We start from the raw sequence: 26632 nt of genomic DNA on the forward strand, positions 1-26632 counted from the left end.
ACCTTGGCGACGTGCTCACGGTTGAGCACCGGCTCGAACACACGGTTGGTGAAGCGCAGGCCCAGGACGTTGAGCACGGTGGACTTGCCCAGGAAGTGGTCCACCCGGAAGACCTGGTCCTCCCCCACCAGGGAGGCGAGCATCCGGTTCAGCTCCGAGGCGCTGGGCCGGTCGACGCCGAAGGGCTTCTCCAGGGCCAGCACGGTGTGCTCCGGCAGCTCGACCCGGTGCAGGGCCCGCACCGCCTTGGCCGTCACCGCCGGAGGCAGGGCGAAGTACAGCGCCGGGATCCCCTCGGCGCCGGCCAGCACCTGCTGCAGGTCCTCGGCGGAGGAGGCATCGGTGACGAGGTAGTCGGCGTGGGCCAGGGCGTGCTCGACGGCCGATCCGGTGGCCTGGACGCTGTCAAAGGCTCCCCGAACGGTTTCGGCCCACTGCCGGCTGTCGCGCGGGGCGAGGTCGGCGCCGATCAGGCGGAGCCGGCGGTCGGGCTGTTCGGTGAGCAGCCGCCCCAGCCCGGGCAGCAGCAGCCGGGAGGTGAGGTCGCCGGTGGCGCCCAGGATGATCAGAGTGCCGATGGTGTCCATGCGGTCACGGTACTCGCGGAGGTTCTGGGTGTCGCCCGGGGTGGCTGGTTGAATGGGCCCATGAGTCAGGCCTCGCCCAGCGCGTTCACGCCGTTGGAGGACTATGCACTGTTGTCGGATCTGGCCACCGGGCCCTTGGTCTCCCGGGATGGCAGCATCGACTGGCTGTGCTTCCCGCGTTTCGACTCCCCTTCGGTGTTCGCGGCCCTGCTGGGGACCCCGGAGGACGGGCGGTGGCGGCTCTTCGCCGTGGACGGGGAGGTCGTCTCGCGTCGGTATCTGCCGCGGACCTTCGTGCTGGAGACCACGTGGCGCACCCGCACGGGCACCGTGGTGGTCACCGACTTCCTGCCTCCGCACGACGGTCAGGCCGATCTGATCCGCCGGGTGGAATGCATGCAGGGGCGGGTGGAGGTCGAGCACGACCTGCGGATCCGCTTCGACTACAACCGTTCCAAGCCCTGGACCCGCCGGGTCGACCTGCGCGGGACCGCCCGGGAGGGGCTGCTGTCGGTGGCCGGGCCGAACGCCCTGCTGCTGGCCGGGCCGCTGCTGCACCCGCACGAAGCCCAGCAGGTCGAGCCGCAGGAAGGCATGGAGGACCGCCACGAGGCCTCGCTCAAGGGACACCCCGACGACTACCAGGGTGCGGTCTCCGACCGGCTCACCGGAGTCTTCGCCTTGGCGGCCGGCCAGTCGCTGGATTGGGTGCTGACCTGGCACGAGTCTCACCGGTACCCCCCGCGACCGGTGGAGCCCCAGCAGGCCCTGGAACGGACGGTGACTTACTGGCGGAATTGGTCGGCGAACGTGGGGATCGGCGATGACCATGACGAGATGGTGCTGCGGTCCCTGATGGTCCTGCGCGCCTTGACCCATCAGGCCACCGGCGGGATCGTGGCCGCGGCCACCACCTCTCTGCCCGAGGAGTTCGGCGGGGTGCGCAACTGGGACTACCGCTACACCTGGTTGCGCGACGCGGCCCTGACCATCCAGACCCTCATCAGTCACGACTTCACCGATGGGGCTATGCACTGGCGCGACTGGCTGCTGCGGGCCGTGGCCGGGGACCCCGAGGATCTGCAGATCATGTACGGGGTCGCCGGGGAACGCCAGCTGCCCGAGACCATCCTGACCCACCTTGCCGGCTACGAGGGCTCGGCCCCGGTGCGGATCGGCAACGAGGCCGCCGAGCAGTACCAGGCCGACGTCGTCGGGGAGGTCATGATCGCTCTGGCCGCCCTGCGCGAGGCCGGGGTGGCCGAGGACGAGTACTCCTGGGGGCTGCAGAAGAACCTGCTGCGCTTCTGCGAGGACAACTATGACCGTCCCGGCCACGGGATCTGGGAAATGCGCGGGAACCCGGGCATCTTCGTCCACGGACGGGCCATGATGTGGGCGGCCTTCAACGAAGGCGTGCGCGCCGTCGAGCAGCATGGTCTCGACGGACCAGTCAACCGGTGGCGCGGTCTGCAAGAGAAGCTGCGGGAAGAGATCCTGGAGCGCGGGTTCAACGGGGAGCTGAACTGCTTCACCCAGACCTACGAGAACACGGAGGTCGATGCGTCCCTGCTGCAGCTGCCGCATACAGGGTTCATCGCCTACGACGACCCGAAGATGCTGGGCACCGTGGCCCGCATCGAGCACGATCTGCTGGACATCACGGGGCTGTTACGCCGCTACCGCACTGAGGCAGGTCTCGACGGGCTGCCCGGCAACGAATACCCGTTCCTGATCTGCACCTTTTGGCTGGTGGAACAGCACGCCCGCAGTGGCCGCTCCGCCGATGCCCGGGCCTTGCTGGATCAGATGACCAGCTATGCCACCGATCTGGGCCTGTTCAGCGAGGAGTACGACCCCGCCAGCGGGCGGCTGGCCGGGAACTTCCCCCAGGCGTTCAGCCACCTCGGGTTCATCCGCGCCGTCGACGCCCTCGAGGAGGCCACCGGCCAGCAGAGGCTCTCCGACCGGGACCGGCGCCTCGGCATCGATGGGGCGGCAGCAGGCCTCCCCGGAAACGCTTTGGGTTAGTCCTCGGCCAACGCCTGACCGCGTGAGGGTCTTCCGGAGGCCTGAGGCCGCCCAACGTCGCCGGCGGAATCGCGATCGATGGTGGACGTGGCTCAGTTGCGGCACCACCGGTGTACGACACGGTGGTGATTCGGGAGGCAGAGACTACTTCCCCGGTTCAGGCTGACCGGAAAATCGTCCTTGATGCGGTTCGTGATGTCAGTGCCTGACCACAGGCCCGTCCCCGACACGAGTCGGCCCACTCGTGCTCCCCATACTCCTTGTGCGGCGTGGAGGCGTTTACCCGCGGGATCGGCGTCCGTGGTCGGTGGCGTAGGCGGTGAACACCTCGTGCAGGTCTTCGTCGGCGTCCACGAAGTCTTCGCGGAGCTTGGCGCCGAGCTGCTCCAGCGCCTGGGAGAGCACGTTGGCGGCGGTGCGCAGTTCCGGTGCCGGGGAGGCGGTGGCGGCGTCACGCAGCACCAGGGCGTAGGGCAGGTGCCGGGCCAGGGACAGGTCCGGGTCTTCTTCCTGGAAGTAGTAGCTCTCGGTGTGCTGGGTGAGATCGATGCGGGCCTTGTTGATCTGGGAGGCCAGGGTGTGCAGCACGGCGGCGCCGGCCACCGGGTTCAGCCGGGGCAGTTCCTCGGCGTAATCGGTGTCGGCCAGTGCCTTCAGGTCCAGGGCCAGGGCACGGCGCCGGGACAGCGGCGGGTAGACCTGGGTGAACCAGGTCAGCGCGGCCGTGAGCAGCCCGAAGCCGGCCAGGGCCTCCAGCGGGGTGGCCATCCGCACCCAGGGGTCGGTGGCCACGACATCGCCGAAGCCCAGGGTGGCCAGGGTGACCAGGGAAACGTAGAGGGCCTCGTGGAAGTCGTTGTAGCGGGCGGGGTCGATACCGGAGGAGTAGAGGAAATCACCGGGGATGTGCGGGGCGTAGATCAGGGCCCAGCCCACGCCCTGCAGCGCGACCCACAGCACGACGGCGGCGGCCATCGCTGCCGGGCCGACGGCGGAGCCGAGGCGGTGCCCGGTGGCCTTCGACACCTTCCACACCGCGGCCATCAGCGCGTGGCTGAGGGCTCCTTTGCCGCTGGGGTGCAACAGGCTGTGGTACATGTCGCGCAGCCCTGCCACGACGATCACCGCACCGAGAACGGTCAGGACTACCTGCATCGAGAATCTCTTTCGCACCGGGGCCGGGGCCGAGTCCGTGCTGAGCGGACCGGGGGTCAGTGGGGCCGGCCGCGATTGCCTCCCCCACCGTTGACAAGGCTACGGTGGGATGCGGTGCTAGGAGCCGCCCGACTCCGCCCCGCCGGGCTACCCGGGTCCACCCCGCCGGGGCAGTCGGGTCCACCACCAACCAGGTCCATGGACCGGCGACGGGAGAGGTGCGGTGGAGATCAATCTGGTGCTGGCGTTGTTCGCCGGGATCGTGCTGGTGCTCTCGGCGTTCTCCTCGGCGCTGCAGCGCATCAGCCTGCCCGGGCCTGTGCTGGCCCTGGCCTTCGGGGTGCTGATCGGCCCCTTCGCCCTGGGATTGCTGCGGATCGAGGACTTCGGCGTGCCCACCGGCACGCTGCTGGAACAGGCCGCACGCATCACGCTGGGGGTGGGGCTGGCGGGGGTGGCGCTGCGCCTGCCCCACGGCTACTGGCGGGCCAACGCGCGGTGGATCGCCGTGGTCATCGGGGTGGGCATGGGTCTGATGCTCGTGGTGGCCACCGGTGTGCTGTGGGGGCTGCTGGGGGTGCCGTTCGTCCTGGCCCTGCTGATGGGGGCGATCATCACCCCCACCGACCCGGTGGTGACCACCCCGGTCGTCACCGGGTCGATGGCCGAGGAGAGGGTCCCGGAGCGGGTGCGGCACAACCTTTCGGCCGAGAGCGGGATCAACGACGGGCTGGGCTACCTGTTCGTCATGCTGCCGGTGCTGCTGCTGACCACACCCGATCAGTCCTGGCCCGAGCTGCTGACCACGGTGCTGCTATGGGAGGTCCTCGGCGCCGCGGTGTTCGGGGCGGTCGCCGGGTACCTGCTGGGGAAGCTGTTCGTTCTCGTCAAGGACAAGGGTCTCATGGAGGAAAGCTCCTACCTGGGTTTCCTGGTGCCCTTCGGGCTGTTCGTGCTCGGGGCGGGGAAGCTGGCCGGCACCGACGCGGTGCTGGCCGTGTTCGTCGCCGCCGCCGTCTTCGGCCAGGTCATCCCTCAGCGTGAGGAGGAGCAGGAGGACAAGGTCGACGACGTGGTCAACCGGTTCTTCCTGCTGCCGATTTTCGTGCTCATCGGTCTGGCCCTGCCCCTGCCGGAATGGGTGGAGCTGGGCTGGGACGCCCCGGTGGCGTTGCTGGCCGCGGTGCTGGTGCGCCGCCTGGTCACCCTGTGGGTCCTGTACCCGATGCTGCGCGGGGTGCACGACCGTCCTGAGACGGGGTTCCTGAGCTGGTTCGGGCCGATCGGGGTTTCGGCGCTGTTCTACGCCACCCTGGCCGAACGCCACACCGGCCACCACGAGATCTTCGTCTACACCACCTTAGCCATCACGGCCTCGGTGGTCGTCCACGGGCTGTCCACCGCCCCGCTGAGTGCCTGGCTGGCCCGCCGGGAACCGCAACGCAAGCAGCGTACGGAGACGGCCACATGAGGCCCCACTGCCCCGATGACATTCCAACTCCGGCGGAAGGAGACGCTCGTGTGGATTGACTCCTGGCCGACCCTCGCCCGGATCGTCCTGGTGGGGGCGGCCGCCTACACGGTGCTGGTGGTGATCCTGCGGGCCTCGGGAAAACGGACCCTGGGCCAGCTCAACGCCTTCGACTTCGTCGTGACCGTTTCCCTGGGCTCGACCCTGGCCACCATCCTGCTCAGCGCGGACGTGTCCTGGGCCGAGGGCGTCACCGCCCTGGGGCTGCTGGCGGGGTTGCAGTGCCTGGTGGCGTGGATCTCGGCGCGGTGGCCCCGGGCCCGTGGTGTGTTCACCGCCCAGCCGGTGCTGCTGCTGGCCGGCGGGAGGATCCGCCACGAAGCGCTGAGGTCCAACCGGCTCACCGAGTCCGAGCTGCGCCAAGCCGTACGGATGCAGGGCGCCGGGGACCTGTCCCAGGTGAAAGCCGTGGTGCTGGAGACCAACGGCAAGCTCAGCGTGATCACCACCAGCCAGTACGGCAACGGCTCCGCGTTGGAGGACGTGCACGGGGCGGGCGAGGGGTGAGCAGCCGTCCGGTCCGCCCGCCGGCACAGAGGATGGCGGCGGCCGAGGCCCTGGCGGATCCCCTGGACCGCCCGATGGGCTTCCTGGGCATCGTGTTCCTGTTCGTGGTGCTGGGACAGCTGCTGGTCACTGAACCGGGGTGGAGCCGCACCCTGACGATCATCGGTTGGGTGTGCTGGGCCGTGTTCGTCGCCGAGTTCGGGTTGCGGGCTTATATCGCCGGGTTCCAGGCCGCGTTCTGGCGGCGCAACTGGTGGCAGGTGCTCTTCCTGCTGCTGCCGTTCCTGCGCTTCGTCCGGGCCCTGCAGGCCCTGCGGCTGGTGCGTTTGGCGCGGCTGAGCCGCCTGGCGAGGGCCGGGGGCATCGTCTCGGCCGGGGTGCGCGGCTCCCGGTCGGCCGGGCGACTGCTGTCCAGCCGCATCGGGTGGCTAGCGGCGGTCACCGTGGTGGTGGTGCTTGCCTCCAGTCAACTGCTCTATGCCGTCGAATCCCACACCGACTACAGCAGCGCCCTATACGAGGCCGCCCTGGCTACCGTCACCGGCAGCGGCATTACCACCACCGACCCCTTCTCCAAGGTCCTGCAGGTGGTGCTGGCCGTGTACTCCGTAGGGGTCTTCGCCACTTTGGCCGGCACCGTGGGGGCTTTTTTCCTGCGGGACCACCCTGCCCCTGCCACCTCCGAGAACACCCAGCAATGCCCAGCGCATGAGCGATTGCCGGCCCCCGACGACGACGGGGAAAGCCCGCATGGAAGCCCTTGAGCTCAGCATCACCGCCAGCGTGTGGATCGCCGCGGGTTTGACCGCGGCCCTGGCCATCCTTCACCTGGCCGCCCCGCAGATCCGCACGCTGCCCCTGGTCCCGGAGCGCTGCACCGGCTCCTTCGCCGGGGCCTGGCCGTGTCCTATGTCTTCCTGCATCTGCTGCCCGAGATCGCCGCCGGCAACGAAGCCATCGGTGAGGCCCTGTCCGATGTGCTCGAGCCCACCCCGTTGCTGGAGCTGGCCATCTTCCTGGTGGCCCTGGCCGGGTTCACCGCCTTCTACGGTCTGGAGCGTCTGGCCACCGCCCACGGCACCCGGGACACCACCGCCTCACGTGGCGCGGCCACTGAACCAAGGACAGCTCCGGAGTCGGCCGGGGTGTACTGGTTGCACCTGGGCTCGTTCATGGTCTACAACCTGCTGATCACCTACACCATGGTCCTGCGGGTGCGCACCGGCCTGCTGTTCGCCGTGCTGTTCACCGTGGCCATGGGACTGCATTTTGTGCTCACCGACCGCGGTCTCACCGAACACTACCCGCACCGCTTCCGCACCAACGGGCGTCTTCTGCTGGCCGGCGCCCTGGTGGGCGGCTGGGTCCTGGGCGCGATTGCAGCCCCCACCAGCACCCTGCTGGTCGCCGTGCTGACCGCGCTGCTGGGCGGGTCCGTGCTGCTGAACGTCTTCAAGGAGGAGGTCCCCACCAACCGCTCCTCCAGCTTCGGGTGGTTCTCGATCGGCCTGGTGGCCTACTCCGTGCTGCTGGCGATCATTACCGGTGTCGAGGAATAGCACTCAAGAAACCAGAGGCGCTGAAAAGAGGCGCTGAAAAGAGGTCGTCCTCGGTGGCGGGCGGACCTCTTGGCCGGAGTCAGGAGGCGGATGCCGGGGGTGGGCATCGCGCGGCCGCGAGGATCTGAGGCGGTCCCGGACCATGTCTCGTCGCAGGCTGGAGACCCTCTGTCACGGGCCGTGGTCGAAGAGGTGGCCGGGCAGATGCTCCACGCCGCGCACATCAGTCATCAGGTCCCGGTCCAGCGCTTCGCCGCGGCGCAGGACGCTGATCTCCCCGGTCGGCTCGAGGATCACGCAGGCCACCTCCGTGCGGTTGCGGATGCCGGCCAGGCGCAGGGCGGGCCACAGCTCCTCCTCGGCCAGGTGCGTCCGCCGCAGGTTCTCGGTGAGCACCTCGTGGCCGGCCATGAGCAGCACCGGCCGGTTGTTCAGCACCTGGGACATGCGGGCCCGGCGCCGGATCCGCCCGGCGAGGGCCTGCATGGTGAACAGGGTGACCAGGGCGATCACCCCGGCGCCGAGCGTCGGCGTGTAGCCCAGGGCGGCCCGGCCGATGACCGCTCCCAGGGCCACGACCGTGGCCAGGTCGGCGCTGGACATCCTGGCCAGCGCCCGTTGTCCCAGCAGACGGACCAGGACCACGAACGCCCAGTAGATGCCGGTGGTGGACACGGCCACGGTCACGGCTTCCGAGGGGGTGAGGAAAAGGTCTGCCCACATGCTGCCTCCTATGGTCCGCCCGGCCGGTGCGCCCGGAGCAGCGGCCCCGTCTGTGCCCCCACCGCAGGATCGCACACGCACCGGCCCTCCCGCCGCCTCGGACCTGCCCTCACAGACTCTGCCCGCCTAGCACGATGCCAAGGCGCACATGCAAGAGCGGCTCAGGAACGGCGCTGCCGCCGGGCGATCCTGGGCTGGACCACCAGTGTCACCGCCACCAGCCCGACCAGAGCCGCCAACGCCAGCGGCGTCTCCAGCGCCAGGCGGCCGGTGAGCACCAGCGCCGCCGCCCCCGTGAACAGGCACCCGAGAACGGCCACCGCCCGGTGGCCGATCCGCTGGTGCCAGGCGATGGCACCGACGACGCCGAAGGTGACCAGGAAGACCAGACTGGCCGCTTCCACGAGCGTGGTCAGCCCGCCCACAGCGGCCAGCAGGGCCGCCGTGGCCCCGAGGAGGACGACGGCGCGATCGGGGACCTGGTGTCCGTTGGTGTGGCCCACCCACCCGGGATAGTCCCCGGCCTGAGCGATGTCCCTGGCCAGTCGGGCCGTGGCGAACAGGGTGGCGTTGATCGCCGATCCGGTGGCGAAGACCGCCCCGACGGTGACTACCACCAGACCGGTGGTGCCCCACGCCGCTTCGCCGGCCGCTGCCAGGGCCACCTCTTTCTGCTCGACGAGCACCCCGGCTCCCACCAGCGAGGCCGCCCCCAGCGCCACGATGATGTAGGTGGCGGTCACGGTGACCACGGCCGGGGGCACCGCGCGCGGGAGGATCCTGTCGGCGTTCTCGATGTCGTCGTAGTCGTAGGTGAGCAGTTGGAAGCCCTCATAGGCCATGAAGATGGAGGCGGCGCCGATGAGCACGCCCACGGCCCCGGTCCCGGGGGCACCGGCGGAGAGGTTCGCCGGCTCGAACCGCCACAGCCCGATGCCCGCCAGCCCGATCAGGATCGCCAGTTTCGCCCACACGGTGATCTCCTCGAGCCGCTGGCTGTCACCGACCCCGCGCAGGTTCACCAGTACGAGGACGACCACGATGGCCACGGCGAACGCCCGGGGCCACAGGCTCGTGCTCAGCCCCAGCACGGTGGCCAGGTAGTGCCCGAAGGTGAAGGCGTAGACGCTGACCGTGAGCACGTAGCCGGCCACCAGGATCCAGGCGAGCATGCCGGCGGACCGGAGATGGTGGAGCCGGCGCAGGTATCCGTAGGAGCCGGCGCCCTGGTGCCAGCGCGTGGTCAGCGCCACGTAGTTCAGCGACGCCAGCCAGGCGATGACCCCCGCCAGCAGGAACGCCACCCAGGCCCATCTGCCGGCCAGCTCGACGACCACACCCAGCACGCTGAAGATCCCGCCACCGACCATCCCGCCCACGGCCATGCAATAGGTGCCGTTCCAGGTGAGTTTGTTCGATCCGGCAGACGCTTCCGGTGCTCCCATGGTGCCCCCTACGACCGGCGCCCCGCTTCCACGTATCTGGATCGGGTCAGAGGAGTCGGCCCTGCCCCTTGTGGCGGCAGGACCCCGTCCAGGGCCACCTTTCTCTCGCGGGGGGCGGAAAACAAGCCCCCCTGCGCCCCGGAAACGGCCGCGGCTTCGCAACAAGGCACCTCCGCGGGGCATTGCCAGAGCTCGACGAGAATGCTTGGCTGGGCGCGCGGGCCTGTACGTTGTCCTCCCGCAGCCCGACGCACCGTGAACCACAGCCGTTCTGGGCCGCTCGTGGGAGCCGCCCGTGGTGCTGGTCGAGGAGGTTCCATGCCCGGGTCGCTCTTGTTGTCCTTCGCCGTGCTGCTGCTGATCGGGATGCTGATCTCCGAACGGGCCAGCCGCACCGTGATCTCCACCGCGGTGCTGTTCCTCCTGGGCGGTTTCCTGCTCGGGGACGGTGTCCTGGACGTCATTCCCCTGGCCTCCGGGGACCCCGTGGTGGAGACCCTGGCGGAGCTGGCACTGTTCTCGGTGCTGTTCACCGACGGGATGAAAGTGGGATTCAGGGACCTGCGCACGGCCTGGCACCTGCCCGGTCGGGCCTTGTTGCTGGGGTTGCCCCTGACCCTGGTGATCACCGCCGCTCTGGCCCACTTCGTGGTCGGGTTGCCCTGGCTGGAGTCCTTCCTCCTCGGGGCGGTGCTGGCTCCCACCGACCCGGTGTTCGCCTCGGCGATCGTGGGCCGGGAAGAGGTTCCCCCTCGACTGCGACACCTGCTGAACGTGGAGTCCGGGGTCAACGACGGGCTGGCGCTGCCCATCGTGCTGGTGCTGCTGGCCGCCGCCGGAGGCACCGAGGCCGGAGGATGGCAGCTGACCGAGGAGATCCTGCTGGGGATCGCGGTGGGCGTGCTCGTTCCCCTGGTGGTGCTGCGCTTGGAGCGGCTACCCTTCCTCAAGGCCCAGGACAACCTTCAACCGCTGCTGACCGTCTCCATGGGTCTGCTCGTGCTGGCCATCTGCACCGCCACCCACGCCAATCTGTTCCTCGCCGCCTTTGCCGCGGGGATCACCGTGGCCAGCTACGGTCCGGAGTTCCGGCACGAGTTCGAGCAGTTCGGGGAACTGCTCACCGAACTGCTCAAGCTCGCTGCCATCCTGGTGTTCGGCGCACTGATCACCCCCGCTTTCCTCTTCCAGGAGATCCCGCTCGCCGGGTGGGTGTTCGCCGTCCTGGCGTTGACAGCCGCCCGGCCACTGGCTTTGTGGGTGTCGTTCCTGAGATCCGGGCTGCCCCGTAACCAGCAGGTCGCCGCCATGTGGTTCGGTCCCAAAGGATTTGCCTCGGTGGTCTACGGGATCCTCGTGCTGGAGTCCGGGATCGGTGCCGCCGACGAACTGTTCCACCTCATTGCCCTGGTGATCTTCCTGTCCATCCTGGCCCATTCCTCCACCGACGTCGTGGTGGCCAAGAAACTCGACGAACGAGAATCCCGACCGCTGTAGCGGCCAGGGACGCCGAGAGCGGCCCATACAACTTCTGCGAATTTCTAAATCTCAACAGGGGCCGGGGACAGTGCACGGCCCCTCCGGTACAGAGACGGAGGATAGGCAGGAGCCGGGTCGGGGCACCCGCGCGTGGTGTCACCGTCTTCACCGCACACACACCGGAACGGGCGTCACCGAGCCCATGAAATCGCCCAGCCGGTGGGGCGCACCGGCCGGTTCGTCATGGGTGCTGTGGCCGGCCGGCACGACCGCTGCTGGCCGTCCTCCGGAAGGTTTTGCGGATTTGGGAGTCGGTGAAGGTGGGTCGTCGCCCGCCGAGGTCCTTGCCGGTGGCCCTTCGTGGGGCCACGGAGTCGGTGATGCGTTCGCGTTCGATCTCCAACTCCATCCGGGCCAGGGCGGCCATGACCGTGAAGATCATCGATCCCATCGGGGTGGAGGTGTCCACGCCTTCCCGTTCAGCGGCGGCCGAGGAAATGGGTGCAACCCGTGATGATGTCTCTCTTCCGCGACGAGGAACTCGACCCTGAAGTGCCGACTCGGTGATCACCCCGCCCCGGCGCAGAGACGATCTGCGCGGACAGGGCTGTACTGAACAAGGGACGGGGGGAAATAGAACCCGCAGCCGGTCGTGCCCGGTCAGCGAACCAGACTCCACTTTCACCCACGGATTTCACCCACGGAAGCCCCTTACGGGCGCCCATGGGTCGGCGTCGGCCTCCAGGAGAGGGCCGGTTCCCGGGGAGACGGTTCTGCACGAGACGAGCCGATCACCGGGGCATCACCCGGGCGGCGGGATCGTCATGGCGACTGCCTGCCCCGGCAGGACTGGCCTGACCCGCGGCTCCGATCCCGGCCGGCCACGGGCCTTCTCACCGCCCCGCCGCCCGGGTGACCGGGCTCAGCCCAAGGAAGCGACCAGCTCTGCACACGCCTGCTCACAGCGCCGGCACGCCTCGGCGCAGATCCGGCAGTGCTCGTGCATCGACGCGTGACGTTCACACTCATCGGCACACGCCTTGCACGCCATCTGGCAGGCCCGAATCGCGTCCAGGGTGATGTTCGCGTCGTAACCGGTGTGCCGGGACAGCACCCGCCCAGTGGCCTCGCACAGGTCCGCGCAGTCCAGATTGGTACGGATGCACTTGGCCAGCTCCGCCACCATGTCCTCGGACAGACACGCGTCCGCACACGCAGTGCAGGTCTGGGCGCACTCGAAGCACGCCTCGATACAGGCCGCCAGTTTGCCCTGGTCCACCCCGCCCAGGTCCTTCGGATAGGTCTCCAGCATCGCGCTCACGTGATGGGTCATGACGTGCTCCTTCGTTGCTTCGGTCCGGAAGACGCACCGGCCGGAACCGGCCGACCATGCACTCGACAGTAAACTTTTGGTCCGGTGGAGTGAAGCACTTACCCGTGAAGATTCCATGAATGCCCGCCCACGCCAGCGTCCACCCGCCACCGATTTCAGGGCCGATCCCCCCTCAGACAATCGACATGGGCAGTTCCCGGGTGCGGCGATACAGGGTCGCCCGGGACATCCCCAGGTCTCGGGCGACCTGGGTGGCCGGCTCCCCACCCTCGATCAAACGCAGGGCGTTGCGGATTTGCGAGTCGGTGAAGGTCTGCCGGCGCCCGCCGAGGTCCTTGCCGGCGGCCCGGCGCTTGGCCACCGAGTCGGTGATGCGTTCGCGCTTGATCTCCAGCTCCATCTGGGCCAGGGCAGCCATCACGGTGAAAACCATCGAGCCCATTGGGGTAGAGGTGTCCACGTCTCCCCCGCCGAGATTCAGCACCCGCAGACCGGCTCCCCTGCTGCGCAGTGCTTCGGCGAAGGCCAGCATGTTCTGCGTCGAGCGTCCCAGACGGTCCAGCGTGGTAATGACCAGAGTGTCACCGATCTCGAGGGCGGCCACCGCTTTGTCAAACTGGGGGCGGGACGCACGGGCTCCAGACACTCCATGGTCGACATAGAGATCATCGTTCCGCACACCGGCGGTCCGCAGGTCATGCACTTGACGGTCCGCGTCCTGGTGCCGTGTCGACACCCGGGCATACCCAATCAACTTGCTCACGTCAACCCCCATATGTCTTGCAACTAACGTTCAGTATCCAATTCTAGGCCCATGGATAAAGCACATAGCTACGAGACACTCCGCGCCCCAGTATCTTGCGGGTGCAAAAATCTTCGACGAGACGTCTCGTATCCCATGCCTTGAGAGACGCCCAGTCCGCTCTACGGAACAGCTGGGGCTCCCATGCAGAACATCGGGAGGCATGCAGTGTCTGGTAGAGCAATGAACGCATTGGCGGTGGTGACCCCACAGTGGATTCCCTTCCACGGTGCTCATCATGGTCGAGCACTGCAAAATTTGGGAACTCATACCTATCCATGACTATTGTGGGCAGTCGGTATTTATTAATGGTCTGGCTTCAGGAGGGCACGATGGGGTTCGAGGTCTTCGACAAGAGAATGACTCCACTGGCGAAGGCGCCGAGTGTGACCATCCAGAAGCGCGGGGTGATCTCGCTGAACAAGGCGGCCCACGACCTCATCGACAACGCCGAGACGGTGGAGCTGCTCTACGACCGCGCCCGGAACGTGGTGGCGCTGCGTCAGGCCGACGACTCCGCCCCTCACGCCTACGCGGTGCGCAGCGGATCCAAGAACGGACCCGGGCAGGCCATCGTCTCGGCCACCGCGTTCACCCAGCACTACGGCATCGACACCACCGCCACCCGCCGATGGAAGCCCTTCACCGAGGACGGCATGCTCTGCGTGGACCTCACGCAAGAGGGCACCATCATCACCGGCAACCGCACCAAGACCCTGGCCCCTGTTCCACCCACCGGGACCTCTGAGACGGCCGAGGCCGACGAGGCAGATCAAGCCGCTGAGACCACTGACCCCCCCGCCACCGTCGAGAGCACCACCAACAACGCCTGACACCACGCACGCCGGCACAGTCCCTCCATCTCACCCACCCCTACCCCGAGAGGAACCACCACCCATGGCCCAGAACGTCATCATCCAGCTCGAGGACGACCTCGACGGCGGCCCCGCCGACGACACCCTCACCTTCGCCCTGGACGGGCGCGACTACGAGATCGACCTCTCCACCGCCAACGCGGAGAAGCTGCGCGAGGTCTTGGGCCCTTACACGGCAGCCGGCCGCAAAGCCCCCACCGGCAATGGGCGACGCAGGCGCACCACCGGCGCCACTGCTTCCTCCTCGGAGACGGCCTCGATCCGGGCCTGGGCGAAGGAGCACAGCCACCCGGTCTCCGACCGCGGCCGCATCCACCAGCACATCCGCGACGCCTACTACGCCGCCACCAGCCAGTCCTGAGGCAACACCTCCTGCCGAGCCGCTGGAACGGGTCGACAGGAAGAGTTTGAGCACTTCGCCCCACGCCCATCCTGCGGGGCGACCCTAGGGAGTGGCCCGGCAAATGCCATGTTCCCCATCGCTATTGACCGGCCGATGCCGTGGGCTCATCCTTCGCTGACAAGGGAAAACATGGGTGATCACCAACGAACCACCCTCAGCGCTTCACATGGCAACGACCGGCCGCACCCGCTTCCGGGGGGTTGATGGGCCGCGGACCGGGCACGCCAGGGGCGCGCTATCGGGGCGGGACAGCCGGGAGAGCTGTCCCGCCCCGCTCACTACCCTTCCCCCGGACCTCACGCCGCCAGCACTCGTCCCAGGACCGGCCCTCCACCCGGGGTCACCAGGGGCCCTTGGGGAAGCCGGAGCCGAGGGTGAAGAAGATGCCTCATGGGGGCGCGGGAGGGCTACGCTTCCCCTCATGGAGGCCGCAGAGGACGTGTTCGACGGACCGGCCCAGCTCCCACCAGCACCCCCTGCTTCCGGGCAGGGCTGGTACCGGGCGGCACGGGCGGCCGACCTCGGGATCCGGCACGTGTCCGGCTACGCCCCGTTCCTCACCTTCTGCACCACCCACCAGACGGAACCCCGGCAGCTGGCCGGCGACCTTCCGGCCCTGGTGTCCTTCCTGCGGGAGCACACCCGGCAGCTGCAGCGTGACACGGGGCTGTCCGCGGCGGCGACCGTCTTTGTGGGCAACACGTTGGTGAGTCTGCGCCCTGACGCCCGGTGGGAGACCACGGACGAGGGCATCACCACCGTCGGCACCGACGACTTCCCCTTCGTCGTGGCCCCGGTCCTCGACCAGCTCAGGATGGCCACCCCGGGCCAGGCGGCGCGCTTCGTGGCCCGCGTGCAGGAGTGGGCCGGCGCAGATCCCCCGCCCGTTCCTGCCCTGCCACCGGTCGGCAGCGGCCCCTACCTTCGCCCGCCCCTGCCCGTACAGGTCTTTCGCACCCCGGAGGGGCAGGTCATCCCCTACGGGAACCGGTGGGGTGAGGATGGTGCACCGGAGGAGGCCTACAGTGTGGTCACCCACCCAGAACGCTTCACCGGCCTGCACACGGTGGCCGCAGCACTGATCGATCACCTGGCGGCCACCTACGACGTGACTGTGGAGGAGGACCCTTCGGTTGCTCAGGACCTGACCCGGACCCCTGCCGGGATGGTGCGCGCCACCCGGCTCACCCCCCGCCACCCGCAGGCCGCCCCGTTGACGATCGTGCTCACCGACGAACCAGGGGTGATCGTCCACGCCGGGGCCCTTTACGACCTGCCCCTGCCCGACTGCGACTGCGATGCCTGCGACCAGACGGTCGAGGGTCCGGCCGAGGAGCTGGAACAGCTCGTGCTGGCCGTGGCCGGCGGAGGATTGCGCGAACGCTACCCCGTGGGCGATGAGCGGTTCTACGAGTACGCCTGGACGGGCCCCGACGGCGACAGCGCCTGGTGCAGTCCCGGCGAACCCCCCACCGACTCCCTCACCCGCCTCCAGCAGGCAGAGAAGCGCCTGGCCGGTCTTCCCCACGGATGGCGACCCTGGCCGCCATCCGTGGGAAGGACCTGAACCTCCAGGCCACTGCCCCGCGATGATATATACGACCCCGGACCAACAACCCGCAGAATCGCGCAACCTACCTGTCTTGCATCCCTGGTGTTCCGACACATGTTCTTGGGTCGAAGACTCATGCATCAGCCTTCCTCCACGGGGGGGATCGGCAACGGTGGAGCCCGGCTTGCCCCCTCAGAGGACTTCGGCAGCTCGAGCACCGGGTGCCTCCCACATGGCGCTTCATGACTGTCTGACAAGGGGTTTTGTCCCAGTAGTCACGCACCAGTAACGGGGAGGGGCAGAGGGTGGGGCCACGGGCAGCTTCTGCGGCTGGGTGTCCATTGCCTGGATGTCGGCTTCCGGCCGTCCCGCCCTTTCCCCCAGCACGGCCGCTGGACAGGGCCTCCACCACTGAAGGAGCACGTCATGACTGATCGCAACCAGCCGGGCCCATGGGCCGCTGAGGCCCGTTCCGCCGAGATGTCCCGGCGGCATCTCATCACGGCCGGCTCGGTGCTGGCCTCGGCCGCAGTGGTGGGCGCGGCATCGCCGGCTGCCGCCGCCGTCCGAGAATCGTTGAGGACCCAAGCGGTCCCGACCGGGCGAACGGACATCGCCCTGGTGCGTCAACAGCCGGGGTGGAACACGATTCCGGTGGCCTTCGCCCAGCCCAACGGCAACTGGCAGGTCACCAACGGCGCAGCCCCGAACTTCATCGCCGACTGGGCCCATGCCCCCGGGGTGCGGGTGATCACCGGGGACTTCAACAACAACGGCCGCACCGACATCGCCCTGGTCCGCCAGACCCCGGGCTGGAACACGATCCCGGTGGCCTTCTCTCAGGGCAACGGCACCTGGCAGATCACCAACAGGGCCGCCCCGAACTTCATCGCCAGCTGGGCCCCGACCCCGGGAGTGCAGGTGGTGACCGGGAACTTCAGATAGCGTGCCCGCTCGATCCAGCACAGGGCGTGGGGGGCCGATGCCGACTCCGCGGTGGCACCATCGGTGAGCCAGCCGGAGACCCCCACCTCCAGGACCGGCGCGACACCGACGAAGCCGCCCGCCGGACCCCGTGCGGCCCCGCCCTGAGCCGGGTCGCGCCCGAGGTCTCCCGACAAGCCCCTGCACCAGCGCGTGGGTCCGATGAGAAGCCCCAGGCACGCTCGGCGTCGTACTGCACCCTGCGGGCAGGGCCGAGAACACCGGGGCACTGGAGACCTGCTCGAAGAGGGCTCGCAACGCTGCTCTTGGCCACCCCAACCTCCGCGAACCACCGGGGGGCGAAGAAAGCAGTTAGCCGTCGGCCACCCAACTGCCCATACTGTCCACGCCGCCGAAACCACCCACGAGCCCTTCGCGTCACCGCCCCGGTGCAGCAGGCCGCAACCACGATCGCGGTCCCGGCCGCACAACTGGCCGAGTCGGTGCGCGACGATCTTCTCGAAGGCGGGGCCTCCCACCCCGCCACGGGCCCTGCCGATACCCAAGGACCTCCTCTGGCCAGTCGGCAGGTCAAGCACACCAGGTGTCACTGGGCCCGGGGGCGGGCCCCGGAAGGAAACCGAACCGGATCCGGGGACACCGAGGTCGCCAGTGCGCATCCCGTGTCCCCGACGGGCACCTCCCACCCATCGGGGTCCTTCCCTTCCTCCACAGGTTCGTCCGTGGGGAGGGGGTGAGAGCCCCAAGCCACCAGCAGAGGACCCAGAGGAAGGCGCCCGAATCGGCAACATTTACATACGGAAATAAATTGCATCCATGAATTGTCGTCGAAATAACGGGATTATCGACGGGAGAGTAACTTCTGCATTCAAGGGAAGACCTGCAGTCCCCGCGGCAAGAAGGTTCTTAAGCATATATTTCCAATTGGAAATTCACATCTCATTTGCTTGACTCTCACAGCGGAGGAGGCTCTGACCAGTGACAACGCCTCGGGCGAGCTCTCATGGAGCCTTACCCGAAAGTGGAAAAGCCACCATTCCTCGGGGACAAAGTGACCGTTTAACATATGCGAAATTTCCTTGTGTGCATGCCGCAGGGCGGCCTACGCTGGGGCCATTCACTTCACTAGTGGAAACCTTATGGCAGACAAGTGGGGGAAATCATGGATGCTCTGCGCAAAACACTCGCCAGCACTGCACTGGCCGGCCTGCTCGTGACGGGCTCGTTCGCCGCACCGGCGTTCGCCGACGGGGGCCATGACAACGGCAAGGGCGGGCACGGCCAGGAGGACAAGCACAAGAAAGACCACGACGAGAAGGACAACGGCGAGGTCGACGTCGTGATCAAGCACAAGACCAAGCACGGCAAGTGGGAGTCCAAGCGCTACGAGGACGTGGAGCTGAAGAAGGCCGCCGCGATCGCCAAGGACAAGGCCCACGGCGGTGACTACTGGAAGTACTACAAGGACGCCAAGTACACCGACAAGTCCGGCAAGACCGTCAAGGCCGTCGAGAAGCACCACGTGACCGTGCTCTTCGAACAGGACGACGATGAGAAGGACAACGGCGAGGTCGACGTCGTGATCAAGCACAAGACCAAGCACGGCAAGTGGGAGTCCAAGCGCTACGAGGACGTGGAGCTGAAGAAGGCCGCCGCGATCGCCAAGGACAAGGCCCACGGCGGTGACTACTGGAAGTACCACAAGGACGCCAAGTACACCGACAAGACCGGCAAGACCGTCAAGGCCGTCGAGAAGCGTCACGTGACGGTGCTCTTCGAACAGGACAACGGCGAGAAGGACAACGGCAAGAAGCACTGATCACCCGTGTGATCCCTGAGGGGGTGCCCGTCCAACAGGACGGGCACCCCATTCCACATCAGTCCTCTATGTCGTGTACTGGGCAGGCCATCGCCGATGTGGCGCAGCTCCGCAGAAACACGACCCTCTCGCGGCCGCCCGGGACCAGACCCACGGCACAGACACTCCAGCACCCGAGAAGGTGCCCCCGCCCCCGGCCACCGCCCGGTCCTCGCCGTCAACGGCCCATAAGCCCCGCAGAGGGCACAAGGGCCTCCAACCCCCTACAGCGCCGCAGCCCTCTTCGGTTTTTCAGACATCACGGAAGGGGACCCCCGTCTGCCTCCGCGCCGTCACCGCAGCACGGTGGCGGGGAACCTGGGGAGGGGAACGCGCTGCGCCCTTGGGGGCGGCGGCCGGCCGAGCCCCCTCACGTCAGGGCACAGCCTGGGCCATGTCATATTCACTCGTGCTATTGATCCCTCAGAGCCGCGGGCACCTCCTGTCCTGAGTAGGGACAACAGGGTGATCACCGACGAGGGCACCATCATCACCGGCAACCGCACCAAGACCGCAGACCCGGCCCCGCCTACCGGGACTTTTGAGACGGCCGAGGCCGACAAGGCGGATCAAACCGCTGAGGCCGCTGACTCCCCCACCACCGTCGAGGACCCCACCGACGACGCCTGCCACCACGCACGCCGGCACAGTCCCTCTATCTCACCCACCCCTACCTCGAGAGGAACCACCACCCATGGCCCAGAATGTTGTGATCGAGCTCGAGGACGACCTCGACGGCGGCCCCGCCGACGAGACCCTGAGCTTCGCCCTGGACGAGCGCGACTACGAGATCGACCTGTCGGCCGCCAACGCGCAGATGCTGCGGAGGCCTTGCGCGCCTGCACGGCGGCCAGCCGCAAGGCCCCCGCGGGCCCCGGTAGGCGCCGCCGGCCCCACAGCCTCTTCCTCGGAGACGGCGAAGATCCGGGCCTGGGCCAAGGAGCACGGTCACCAGGTCTCCGACCGCGGCCGTATCCACCAGCACATCCGCGACGCCTACTACGTCGCCACCAGCCAGTCCTGAGGCAGCGCTTCTGCCGGGCTTCCACGGCGGGCCGGCAGGAGTCCTGAGCGTCTCATCCCATGCGCGCGCTGCCGGGGTGATCCTGGGGAAGTCATGTTCCCCATCGCTATTGACCGCCCGATGTTCTGGGCTCATCCTGGGCTGACAAGGGAAAACACGGGTGATCACCACCGAACCACCCTCAGTGCTTCCCGTAGCAACGACCGGCCGCACCCGATTCCGGGGGGGTTGCTGGGTAGCGGGCCGGGCACGCCAGGGACGCGCTATTCGGGGCGGGACAGCCGGGAGAGCTGCCCCGCCCCGCTCTCTGCCCCACCCCACTCGATCACCCCGCCGGCACTGACCCACAACCCGTCCTGGCAACTGTGCCATGGCCGCTGGGTGATCTCAGGGCACAGGGAATCCTGGGGCGAAAGTACCGTGGCACGCCGCGCGGGCCGCCCGCTCCCGACTGGGGAGGCAGGACCTGCGTCCGAGGAGGGCCCCACCGCTAGGAAACCGCACCGGGTGCGTCAAGGTCCTTCTGCTGTGCACGGTGGGCCTCCTGACGGATCCTCTCCGCATCGTGCCGGGCCACATCGGCGTCGTAGCGGGCGGCGGACTCCAGCGCCTCCTCGGCCTGGGACCGTCTGAACATCCGCCATCCCAGCACCAGCAGGGTCACCGTGATGATCAGGAACGCCCCGCCCAGCCAGTACGGACCCGCCGTGAACGCCCTGAGTGTGCCGTAGATGCTGCCGGCACCGGCGCCGAACAGCGCCCCGCCGACGGCCCGCCACGTCCTGGCCCTCATCCGATCCCCTTCCTCGGGTCCGGGTGCCCGGGTGCGGTCACTGCACGATCCCGTTGCCGCGGTTGGCCCCGGTGTAGACCTGCTCGAAGCGGTGCAGCATCGCCGCCATCGCATCCCGGGCGATCGGGGCCTAGGGGCGGAAGGAGCGGTCGGGCCAGCCGGTGGCGAAACCCTGCTCGGCCATCCAGGAGATCTCCTTGTAGAACGGCGCCCCCGGCTTCACGTCGCTGAACCGGGAGGTGGGCGGGGCGGTGTAGGCCGAGGAGCCGGCCAACCGGTAGAGGAACGCCGCGGTGGCTTCCCGGGTGACCTTCTCGTCAGGGCGGAACGTGTTATCGGGGTACCCCTTCACCACCCCGATCTGGGACAGCAGGCTCACCTCCACGGAGAACTGCCGGGTGACGGGGAGGTCCCGATAGTGTCTCGTGACGGGTCTGGTAGCGGCTTTCGTTCCCCGGGACGATGAGAGCCGTGACAGCACCGAGGAGGTACCCGGACGGGTTGCGTATGCGTGCAACACGGATGGCGGAGGAAGCCCTGCGTGATCCGGCGACCAAGAGCCGGGGCGCTGTCCCGGGTGGTCCAGCAGATGGGTTGACCCCGGGGACACTGTGGAACTGGGTGAGATAGGCCGAGGCTGACGAAGGCCATCACCCCGGGACCACAACCGACGACGCCCAGCGGCTCGCCGCACTCGAGGAAGAGAACCGTGGCGCCGCCCGGCGAGCCGATGCGTCGGACCCCCGGCGGTCCCGGCTGGGGGGCTGCTCATCGGCCGTCGGGGTCGCTTCCCCGCACCCCGGATGCTCGGATGTCGACGATGGGCAGGTGCCCGTCCGTCTCAATGGCGTCCCCTCCCCCGTTGCGCGCGTGGTAGCCGGTGGAGTAGTGCCGCAGGACGTGCACCGTGGCACCGGCGGAGCGCAAGGAGGAGACCACGAGGTCCCGCTCCTGGTCGGTGTCCGCGGCGATCTTGTGCGTGATCTGGAACGTGAACAGGGACAGTCCTACCCGCCGGTCGAAGGTCGCCGCCCCGATGAGGTCGACCGCGTACCCGCCGGGCAGCCTCCACCCCGGTGGGCAGGTCCAGAACCGGACGTGGTGGCGCTGGGCCGGGCTGCCCGCCACCTCCCGCTCGAACGCCAGGGACTGCCGCTGGCCGAAGGCGAACAGGGCGCTGACGGGTGCGGCCGGGTAGCTGCGGCCCAGCAGGGAGGCCCGCACGATGTGCCAACCGGTGGCCGGGGTCAACGGGTCCGCGGCGGTCCAGCCGGCCCCCAGCATCGCGGCGGACAGCCGCGCCGGGGTGCCGATCACCGCCAGGTTGACCGGGTCCCCCAGCAGTCCGTCGGCGGTGCGGGCCCGACCGATGAAATAGCTGGGGACGTAGATGCCGGTGAGCAGACGGTTCAGCCGCGGCAGCAGCACATAGGCCGACAGCGCCCAGAGGGGCAGGAACAGCCAGGGCAGGCGCCCGTCGTCGTCGATCTCCTCGAGGAGGAGGTGGTAGACGCCCCAGCCGGCCAGCACGGTGGTGATCAGGAAACCGAGCCGGTGTCCCCACAGGACCGTGGTGGCCCGCCAGGTGCCGCCGCCCCGGGGCACGAGGCGCTGCTGGTCGCCGGCCGGCCCCCCGTTGCGTGCACCCACCTCGTGCTCCCCGTTCCCCGGCCCCGCGGCATGACGTCTCCGGCTGCCGGTCGTGGTCTCTCAGGCTAGTGGCGGCACGAACACCGGTGGAAGCATCCCGAAAACCTGTGTCCCGCCCGCCCTGGCGGATCTGACGGCCAGGTCGCCTCACTCGCCGGGCACACATTGCCCCGCGTCTGGCCACCGGGGGCCCGCCGCTGGGCACCGGGCGGTGGGCTGGCCTCAGAGCACACGAACGACGGCGCCATCGGCCACCAGCGGAGCCATACGAAGCGCTGCGAACGGACCGGGGACCGACCATGGAGCTCAGATGCCCCGAGCGACAAGCCCCCGTCACGCCCGGCGATGCACCCGTGCTGGACCGAGGAAGGACCGGGCCGGCCCGTATGCGCGATGCTCACAGGGGCGTGGCCTGCGGTGCGGGGTCCGCGGGGGTGACATCTTCGGCGGTCGGATAACAATCCGGTGGGTGCAGGATGCCCGGCCCGGGAGGTCGACCTACGCTGGGGGGCACCGCCGGAGCCCGTGATTTCTCGTGGTCGGGTGCGCGGTCCGGGGCCTGGATCGGCCCGTCATCTCATCGATCTCAGCGTCCGTGCGTGCCGCAGGACTGGTGCCTTCGCAGTGGAGTGAGCCGTAGGGATCGACATCGTCGTCGACGACGACCGAGTCCGAAGCACTGTCTCCTGGGCGCAGGGACCTCACCGGAGGGCACCCTGCGCCGATCGAGAGGGAACCGAAGATGTCATCGCCCACACGATCCACACGCCACACGTTGGTCGCCGCCACGGCGGCGGCGCTGCTCTTCGGGACCGGCGGGACAACCGCCACCCCGTTATCCGCAGACGCGGTCACCCCGGTCGCTTCGGCTGCACCGTCGGCGTCGGCCACGGGCTCTCAGGCCTGCGTGGGCGACGTCGACGACGTCCTCGCCCGGGAACCCTCCTCCCAGATGACCGAGCCCCTGCCGGAGGAGCTCACGGCGAGGCTGGACGCTACCGCCCGTGAAGCCTTCGAACAGGTGCCCGCCCCCGGTGCGGTGGTCGGGGTGGTGTCCCCGCAGGGAAGGTGGACGGCGGCCTATGGGGTGGCCGACCCGGCCACGGGAGAGCCGATGGAGGTCGGTGTGCACACCCGCATCGGGTCGGTCACCAAACCCTTCACCGCCACCCTGGTGCTGCAGCTGGCCGAGGAAGGCAGACTCTCCCTGGAGGATCCCATCGGGGACTATGTGGAGGGCATCCCCAACGGGGAGCAGATCACGTTGCGCCAGCTGACGGACATGACTAGCGGTGTGGCCAGCTACACCCGCAGCACCGCGTTCACGGACCGGTTCTTCGCCGCCCCGGAGACGGTCTTCACCCCGGAGGAACTCGTCGCCGCCGGCGTCTCCGAATCCCCCCTGTTCGCCCCCGGGGAACGCTTCGACTACTCCAACACCAACTACATCCTGCTGGGCCTGGTGATCGAACAGGTCACCGGCGACCCGGTCGGGCAGGTGCTGGAGGAGAAGATCTTCGAGCCGCTGGAGCTGGAGAACACCCTCTGGCCCGGGGACTCCCCCGAGCTGCCCGAACCCTACGCGCAGGGCTTCACCCTCCAAGGTGACACCACGACCCCACACGCCCCGGACAACGCCACCCACTGGAACCCCTCCTGGGGGTACACCGCCGGGGACCTGATCTCGGACATGGACGACCTGCTGGTCTACGGCCAGGCGCTGGGCACCGGACACGGACTGCTGGGCGAGCAAGCGCAACGGGAACGCCTCACCTCGTTCCAGCCCCCCGAGAGCGGGTACGGGCTGGGCTTCGGGTGCATCGACGGCTGGGTCGGGCACACCGGGGAGCTGCCCGGCTACAACACCACCGTCTACTACGACACCACCACCGACACCACCGTCGTGGTGCAGGTCAACAGCGACATCGCCTCCGGGGACTGCCCCGAGTCCCCGGTGCTGGCCGATGACCCCAAGACCCTGCCGTGCCTCTCACCGGCCACCCGGATCTTCGCCGAACTCTCCACCACCCTGGGACACACCTTCACACCCAACCCACAACGGTAACCACCCCGCACAGAGCCTCATCGGCCACGGATCCTCAGCCTGCAGCAATGACCACCACGAGCAGGAATGGCTTCTGGGCTGGTCGCGGACCCGTCTGGATCCGGTGAACTTCTGGCCGACAGGGATCACCTCAGCCGCGCCCGGACCACGGTGGAGTCGCCTGCCTGAAGGCTTCACCGCCTCACCCGCTCACTCCCCATGGCGGGGGAGACCTGCGGTGTGGCCCTGGTCCCGGGCAGAGGGGCGATGCGCGGCCCAGGACCGTCTTCCGGCCACCGGTTCCAGCACATGGCATGGTCCTGCTCTTCGGCCCTACCGCGGTGCCCAGTGGTCGAGGGTGTGGCAGGGATTCACCCCGTAGACCTGCCGGTAGTACTGGGCGAAACGGCCGCGGTGGGTGAACCCCCACCGGACGGCGATCGCTGTGACGGTGTCCCCGGCCGTGGGATCGGCGGCCTCCAGCTCGCGGTGGGCGGCCTCCAGACGGGTCCGGCGCAGGTACTGGGCCGGGCTCAGCCCCAGCGGGTGGTTGGCGCGGAACGCCCGCCCCAGTGCGGCCGTGGTCGTCCCGGCCGCCCGTGCCGCGTCCTCGACCGTGATCGGGGACCCGGGGTGGTCGTCGAAGAACTGTGCTGCCACCCGGTAGCGGCAGGTCTGGGCCTCCATGGACAAATACCGCTCCTGCCGGTCCCCGGCCAGTGGGAAGCACTCCAACAGCCCCACCGCGAGGTAGCGGGTGAGCTCAGCACGCACCAGCGGCTCGGCGAAGGCCCCCGAGGCCACCACCCCGGCCCCGTAGCGGGCCAGACCCGACCAGTACCGCCCCCACCGGGGCCCGGCCGGGGTGCAGGAGTCGAACACCACCGGGGTGGCAGTGCCGTAGACGGTCTCCGCAACCTCCTGCACCAGCTCCACCGGCAGGTGCGCCAGGGTCACGTCCGCGTCCTGGATCACCGTCAGGGACGGATGCTCCGGGCGGAACAGCACCGGCGACCCCGCAGCGGCACTACCGGTCTGCCGGCCGATCTGCCAGTCGTAGCGCACCCCGTGCACCTGGGCCACCGTGAAGGTCTCGGTGTCGCCCCACAGCGACATCGTCCCGCCCACATGTACCGCCGACACCGCGCCCCGGTCGTCCCCGGCCCTCGACAGCCGATAGGAGAACTCCGGGTCCGTGGAGCTGTACCCGAACCGCATCCCGGTCCGCTCTCCCAGACCGGCCAGCACCTCCGGGTCCGCGATCGTCAGCTCCTGCCGGAACACCTCCCCCATAAGACGACCCCACCTCCCGCGCCGGACGCGCCCCGCAGCACCCAGCTCCAAATGTCCATTTTCCCGCCCCACCGGCACACCCGCACGCGCCAATGTGACCTGTGACGCCCCCGGAGCCGCCTTGCATCCTACCTGCCAAGACCGGGGCAGCCACCTCCTCCGAACCAGCCCGCGAATGACGTGCCGGGAGGCGGCAGAGCTCCCAGTGGCCGCAATGGTCCTGTCTCATAACCAAAGCGTCTTATAACCGGCGAATTCCAGTGGTGTTTGCAACACCAGATTTAGTTGACTGGGTTCGAGACTAGCTCGGCGAGGACTTCTGCGGGCGTTCGGTAGGCGTGACGTTTGCGTGGCCGGCGGTTGAGTTCAGCCGCCACGTTTTCGAGGATTCCGGGCCCGTGGAAGGACAGATCGGTGCTTTTCGGGAAGTACTCGCGGAGGAGCCCGTTGGTGTTTTCGTTGCTGCCGCGCTGCCAGGGCGAATGCGGATCGCAGAAGTAGATGGGCATACCGGTCGCCATCGTGATCTCCTGATGCCGGGACATCTCCGCTCCTTGATCCCAGGTCGTCGAACGGAGCAGCTGCTCCGGGAGGGTATTCATCGCGGTGATCATGGCGTCGGCAACGGTGCGGGCGGTGTGGTCCCCAGGCAGATGCAACAACATCACGTATCCCGTAGTGCGTTCGACGAGGGTCCCGATCGCGGATTTCGATCCCGTTGAACCGATGATGAGGTCCCCTTCCTTACGTTGTTGTGGTGGGTGATTTCGGGGCTGTCGTAGTGTCTCGATCACCCTCGGGCGGCGGGTATGGCTGAGGTCTCCCTGCCGCGTGGACGGCTCATTGGGAATGGCCGCCCGCTGCCCGCCGATGACTCGACCGCTGATTGAGAATTGCGACGTTGATCGCTGGGTAAGGACGTGCTGGCGCGGTTATCGACAGGGCCTCGACAAGCGACTGGGCGGGAGGACGAGGAAGTGGCGTCCCCTAGCGTGGTGTACACCCGGCCCTGAGGGCGTGGCGTTCCGAACGTGAGGCGGCCA

The 26632-nt window shown here is 68.5% G+C and carries 23 protein-coding genes and 2 pseudogenes; 13 read left to right on the top strand and 12 right to left on the bottom strand.

Annotated features, from left to right (window positions below; translation table 11 throughout):
- Nucleotides 1–587, bottom strand: a pseudogene (locus tag IEW07_RS18620) (glucose-6-phosphate dehydrogenase); the annotation flags it as partial.
- Between the two features lie 60 nt (nt 588–647).
- Between IEW07_RS18620 and IEW07_RS18625 the strand changes: the two are divergent.
- The gene (locus IEW07_RS18625; RefSeq protein WP_188539996.1) at nt 648–2618 is read left to right on the top strand and encodes a glycoside hydrolase family 15 protein; all 1971 of its coding nucleotides are present in this window, start codon (nt 648–650) and stop codon (nt 2616–2618) included.
- A 279-nt stretch (nt 2619–2897) separates the two neighbouring features.
- Here IEW07_RS18625 and IEW07_RS18630 read toward each other — a convergent pair whose 3' ends face one another.
- Complete coding sequence (locus tag IEW07_RS18630) at nt 2898–3773, bottom strand: potassium channel family protein (RefSeq protein ID WP_188539999.1); 876 nt, start codon at nt 3771–3773, stop codon at nt 2898–2900.
- A 223-nt stretch (nt 3774–3996) separates the two neighbouring features.
- Between IEW07_RS18630 and IEW07_RS18635 the strand changes: the two genes are divergently transcribed.
- The 4 genes from IEW07_RS18635 (at nt 3997) to IEW07_RS18650 (ending at nt 7370) form a co-directional block, all read left to right on the top strand.
- Complete coding sequence (locus tag IEW07_RS18635; RefSeq protein WP_188540001.1) at nt 3997–5244, top strand: cation:proton antiporter; 1248 nt, start codon at nt 3997–3999, stop codon at nt 5242–5244.
- Between the two features lie 48 nt (nt 5245–5292).
- Nucleotides 5293–5811, top strand: a complete 519-nt coding sequence (locus IEW07_RS18640) for a DUF421 domain-containing protein (RefSeq protein WP_188540003.1) — start codon at nt 5293–5295, stop codon at nt 5809–5811.
- A complete protein-coding gene (locus IEW07_RS18645) occupies nt 5808–6575 on the top strand; it encodes an ion transporter (RefSeq protein WP_229741969.1) in 768 nt (255 codons plus the stop codon). The genes IEW07_RS18640 and IEW07_RS18645 overlap by 4 nt, the downstream gene beginning before the upstream one ends.
- 138 nt (nt 6576–6713) lie before the next feature.
- Nucleotides 6714–7370, top strand: a complete 657-nt coding sequence (locus IEW07_RS18650) for a hypothetical protein (protein ID WP_188540005.1) — start codon at nt 6714–6716, stop codon at nt 7368–7370.
- Nucleotides 7371–7541: 171 nt separating this feature from the next.
- Here IEW07_RS18650 and IEW07_RS18655 read toward each other — a convergent pair whose 3' ends face one another.
- Entirely contained in the window at nt 7542–8093 is a 552-nt protein-coding gene (locus IEW07_RS18655; RefSeq protein ID WP_188540006.1) for a DUF421 domain-containing protein, read from the bottom strand.
- A 161-nt stretch (nt 8094–8254) separates the two neighbouring features.
- Nucleotides 8255–9538 carry an APC family permease gene (locus tag IEW07_RS18660; RefSeq protein ID WP_188540008.1) on the bottom strand — a complete coding sequence of 428 codons (1284 nt, stop codon included), beginning with the start codon at nt 9536–9538 and terminating at the stop codon, nt 8255–8257.
- A gap of 318 nt (nt 9539–9856) precedes the next feature.
- On the opposite strand from IEW07_RS18660, the gene IEW07_RS18665 reads away from it, so the two are divergent.
- Nucleotides 9857–11035 (top strand): cation:proton antiporter domain-containing protein, encoded by a 1179-nt coding sequence (locus tag IEW07_RS18665; protein WP_188540010.1) that lies wholly within the window; start codon nt 9857–9859, stop codon nt 11033–11035.
- Between the two features lie 223 nt (nt 11036–11258).
- Here the strand turns inward: IEW07_RS18665 and IEW07_RS21190 are convergent, their stop codons facing one another.
- From IEW07_RS21190 to IEW07_RS18680, 3 genes are all read right to left on the bottom strand, one after another.
- The gene (locus IEW07_RS21190) at nt 11259–11486 is read right to left on the bottom strand and encodes a recombinase family protein (RefSeq protein ID WP_229741970.1); all 228 of its coding nucleotides are present in this window, start codon (nt 11484–11486) and stop codon (nt 11259–11261) included.
- 453 nt (nt 11487–11939) lie between these two features.
- Nucleotides 11940–12350, bottom strand: a complete 411-nt coding sequence (locus tag IEW07_RS18675) for a four-helix bundle copper-binding protein (RefSeq protein ID WP_188540014.1) — start codon at nt 12348–12350, stop codon at nt 11940–11942.
- 172 nt (nt 12351–12522) lie between these two features.
- A complete protein-coding gene (locus tag IEW07_RS18680) occupies nt 12523–13113 on the bottom strand; it encodes a recombinase family protein (protein WP_188540016.1) in 591 nt (196 codons plus the stop codon).
- Nucleotides 13114–13484: 371 nt separating this feature from the next.
- Between IEW07_RS18680 and IEW07_RS18685 the strand changes: the two genes are divergently transcribed.
- The 6 genes from IEW07_RS18685 (at nt 13485) to IEW07_RS18710 (ending at nt 19809) form a co-directional block, all read left to right on the top strand.
- Nucleotides 13485–13985, top strand: a complete 501-nt coding sequence (locus IEW07_RS18685) for a hypothetical protein (protein ID WP_188540018.1) — start codon at nt 13485–13487, stop codon at nt 13983–13985.
- 64 nt (nt 13986–14049) lie between these two features.
- Nucleotides 14050–14388, top strand: a complete 339-nt coding sequence (locus tag IEW07_RS18690) for a histone-like nucleoid-structuring protein Lsr2 (RefSeq protein ID WP_188540020.1) — start codon at nt 14050–14052, stop codon at nt 14386–14388.
- 463 nt (nt 14389–14851) lie between these two features.
- A complete protein-coding gene (locus IEW07_RS21195) occupies nt 14852–15997 on the top strand; it encodes a DUF6226 family protein (protein ID WP_229741971.1) in 1146 nt (381 codons plus the stop codon).
- Nucleotides 15998–16408: 411 nt separating this feature from the next.
- Entirely contained in the window at nt 16409–16927 is a 519-nt protein-coding gene (locus IEW07_RS18700) for a VCBS repeat-containing protein (protein ID WP_188540022.1), read from the top strand.
- 1162 nt (nt 16928–18089) lie between these two features.
- Entirely contained in the window at nt 18090–18746 is a 657-nt protein-coding gene (locus IEW07_RS18705; protein WP_188540024.1) for a hypothetical protein, read from the top strand.
- A 733-nt stretch (nt 18747–19479) separates the two neighbouring features.
- Nucleotides 19480–19809: a histone-like nucleoid-structuring protein Lsr2 gene (locus IEW07_RS18710; RefSeq protein WP_188540026.1), complete on the top strand. Its 330-nt coding sequence runs from the start codon at nt 19480–19482 to the stop codon at nt 19807–19809.
- Nucleotides 19810–20299: 490 nt separating this feature from the next.
- Here the strand turns inward: IEW07_RS18710 and IEW07_RS18715 are convergent, their stop codons facing one another.
- From IEW07_RS18715 to IEW07_RS18725, 3 genes are all read right to left on the bottom strand, one after another.
- Complete coding sequence (locus IEW07_RS18715; protein ID WP_188540028.1) at nt 20300–20602, bottom strand: hypothetical protein; 303 nt, start codon at nt 20600–20602, stop codon at nt 20300–20302.
- Nucleotides 20603–20732: 130 nt separating this feature from the next.
- Nucleotides 20733–20981: an S-layer homology domain-containing protein gene (locus IEW07_RS21200; RefSeq protein ID WP_229741972.1), complete on the bottom strand. Its 249-nt coding sequence runs from the start codon at nt 20979–20981 to the stop codon at nt 20733–20735.
- Nucleotides 20982–21370: 389 nt separating this feature from the next.
- Nucleotides 21371–22252 (bottom strand): LssY C-terminal domain-containing protein, encoded by an 882-nt coding sequence (locus tag IEW07_RS18725; RefSeq protein WP_229741973.1) that lies wholly within the window; start codon nt 22250–22252, stop codon nt 21371–21373.
- A 907-nt stretch (nt 22253–23159) separates the two neighbouring features.
- On the opposite strand from IEW07_RS18725, the gene IEW07_RS18730 reads away from it, so the two are divergent.
- On the top strand, nt 23160–24317 hold the full coding sequence (locus IEW07_RS18730) for a serine hydrolase domain-containing protein (RefSeq protein WP_229741974.1): 1158 nt from the start codon (nt 23160–23162) through the stop codon (nt 24315–24317).
- Between the two features lie 312 nt (nt 24318–24629).
- Here the strand turns inward: IEW07_RS18730 and IEW07_RS18735 are convergent, their stop codons facing one another.
- Entirely contained in the window at nt 24630–25589 is a 960-nt protein-coding gene (locus tag IEW07_RS18735; RefSeq protein ID WP_188540031.1) for a helix-turn-helix transcriptional regulator, read from the bottom strand.
- 281 nt (nt 25590–25870) lie between these two features.
- Nucleotides 25871–26332, bottom strand: a pseudogene (locus tag IEW07_RS18740) (IS30 family transposase); the annotation flags it as partial.
- Between the last annotated feature and the right edge of the window lie 300 nt (nt 26333–26632).

Origin of the sequence: Kocuria dechangensis, assembly GCF_014636775.1 — a bacterium.
In the GTDB taxonomy this organism is placed as follows: Bacteria; Actinomycetota; Actinomycetes; order Actinomycetales; family Micrococcaceae; genus Kocuria; species Kocuria dechangensis.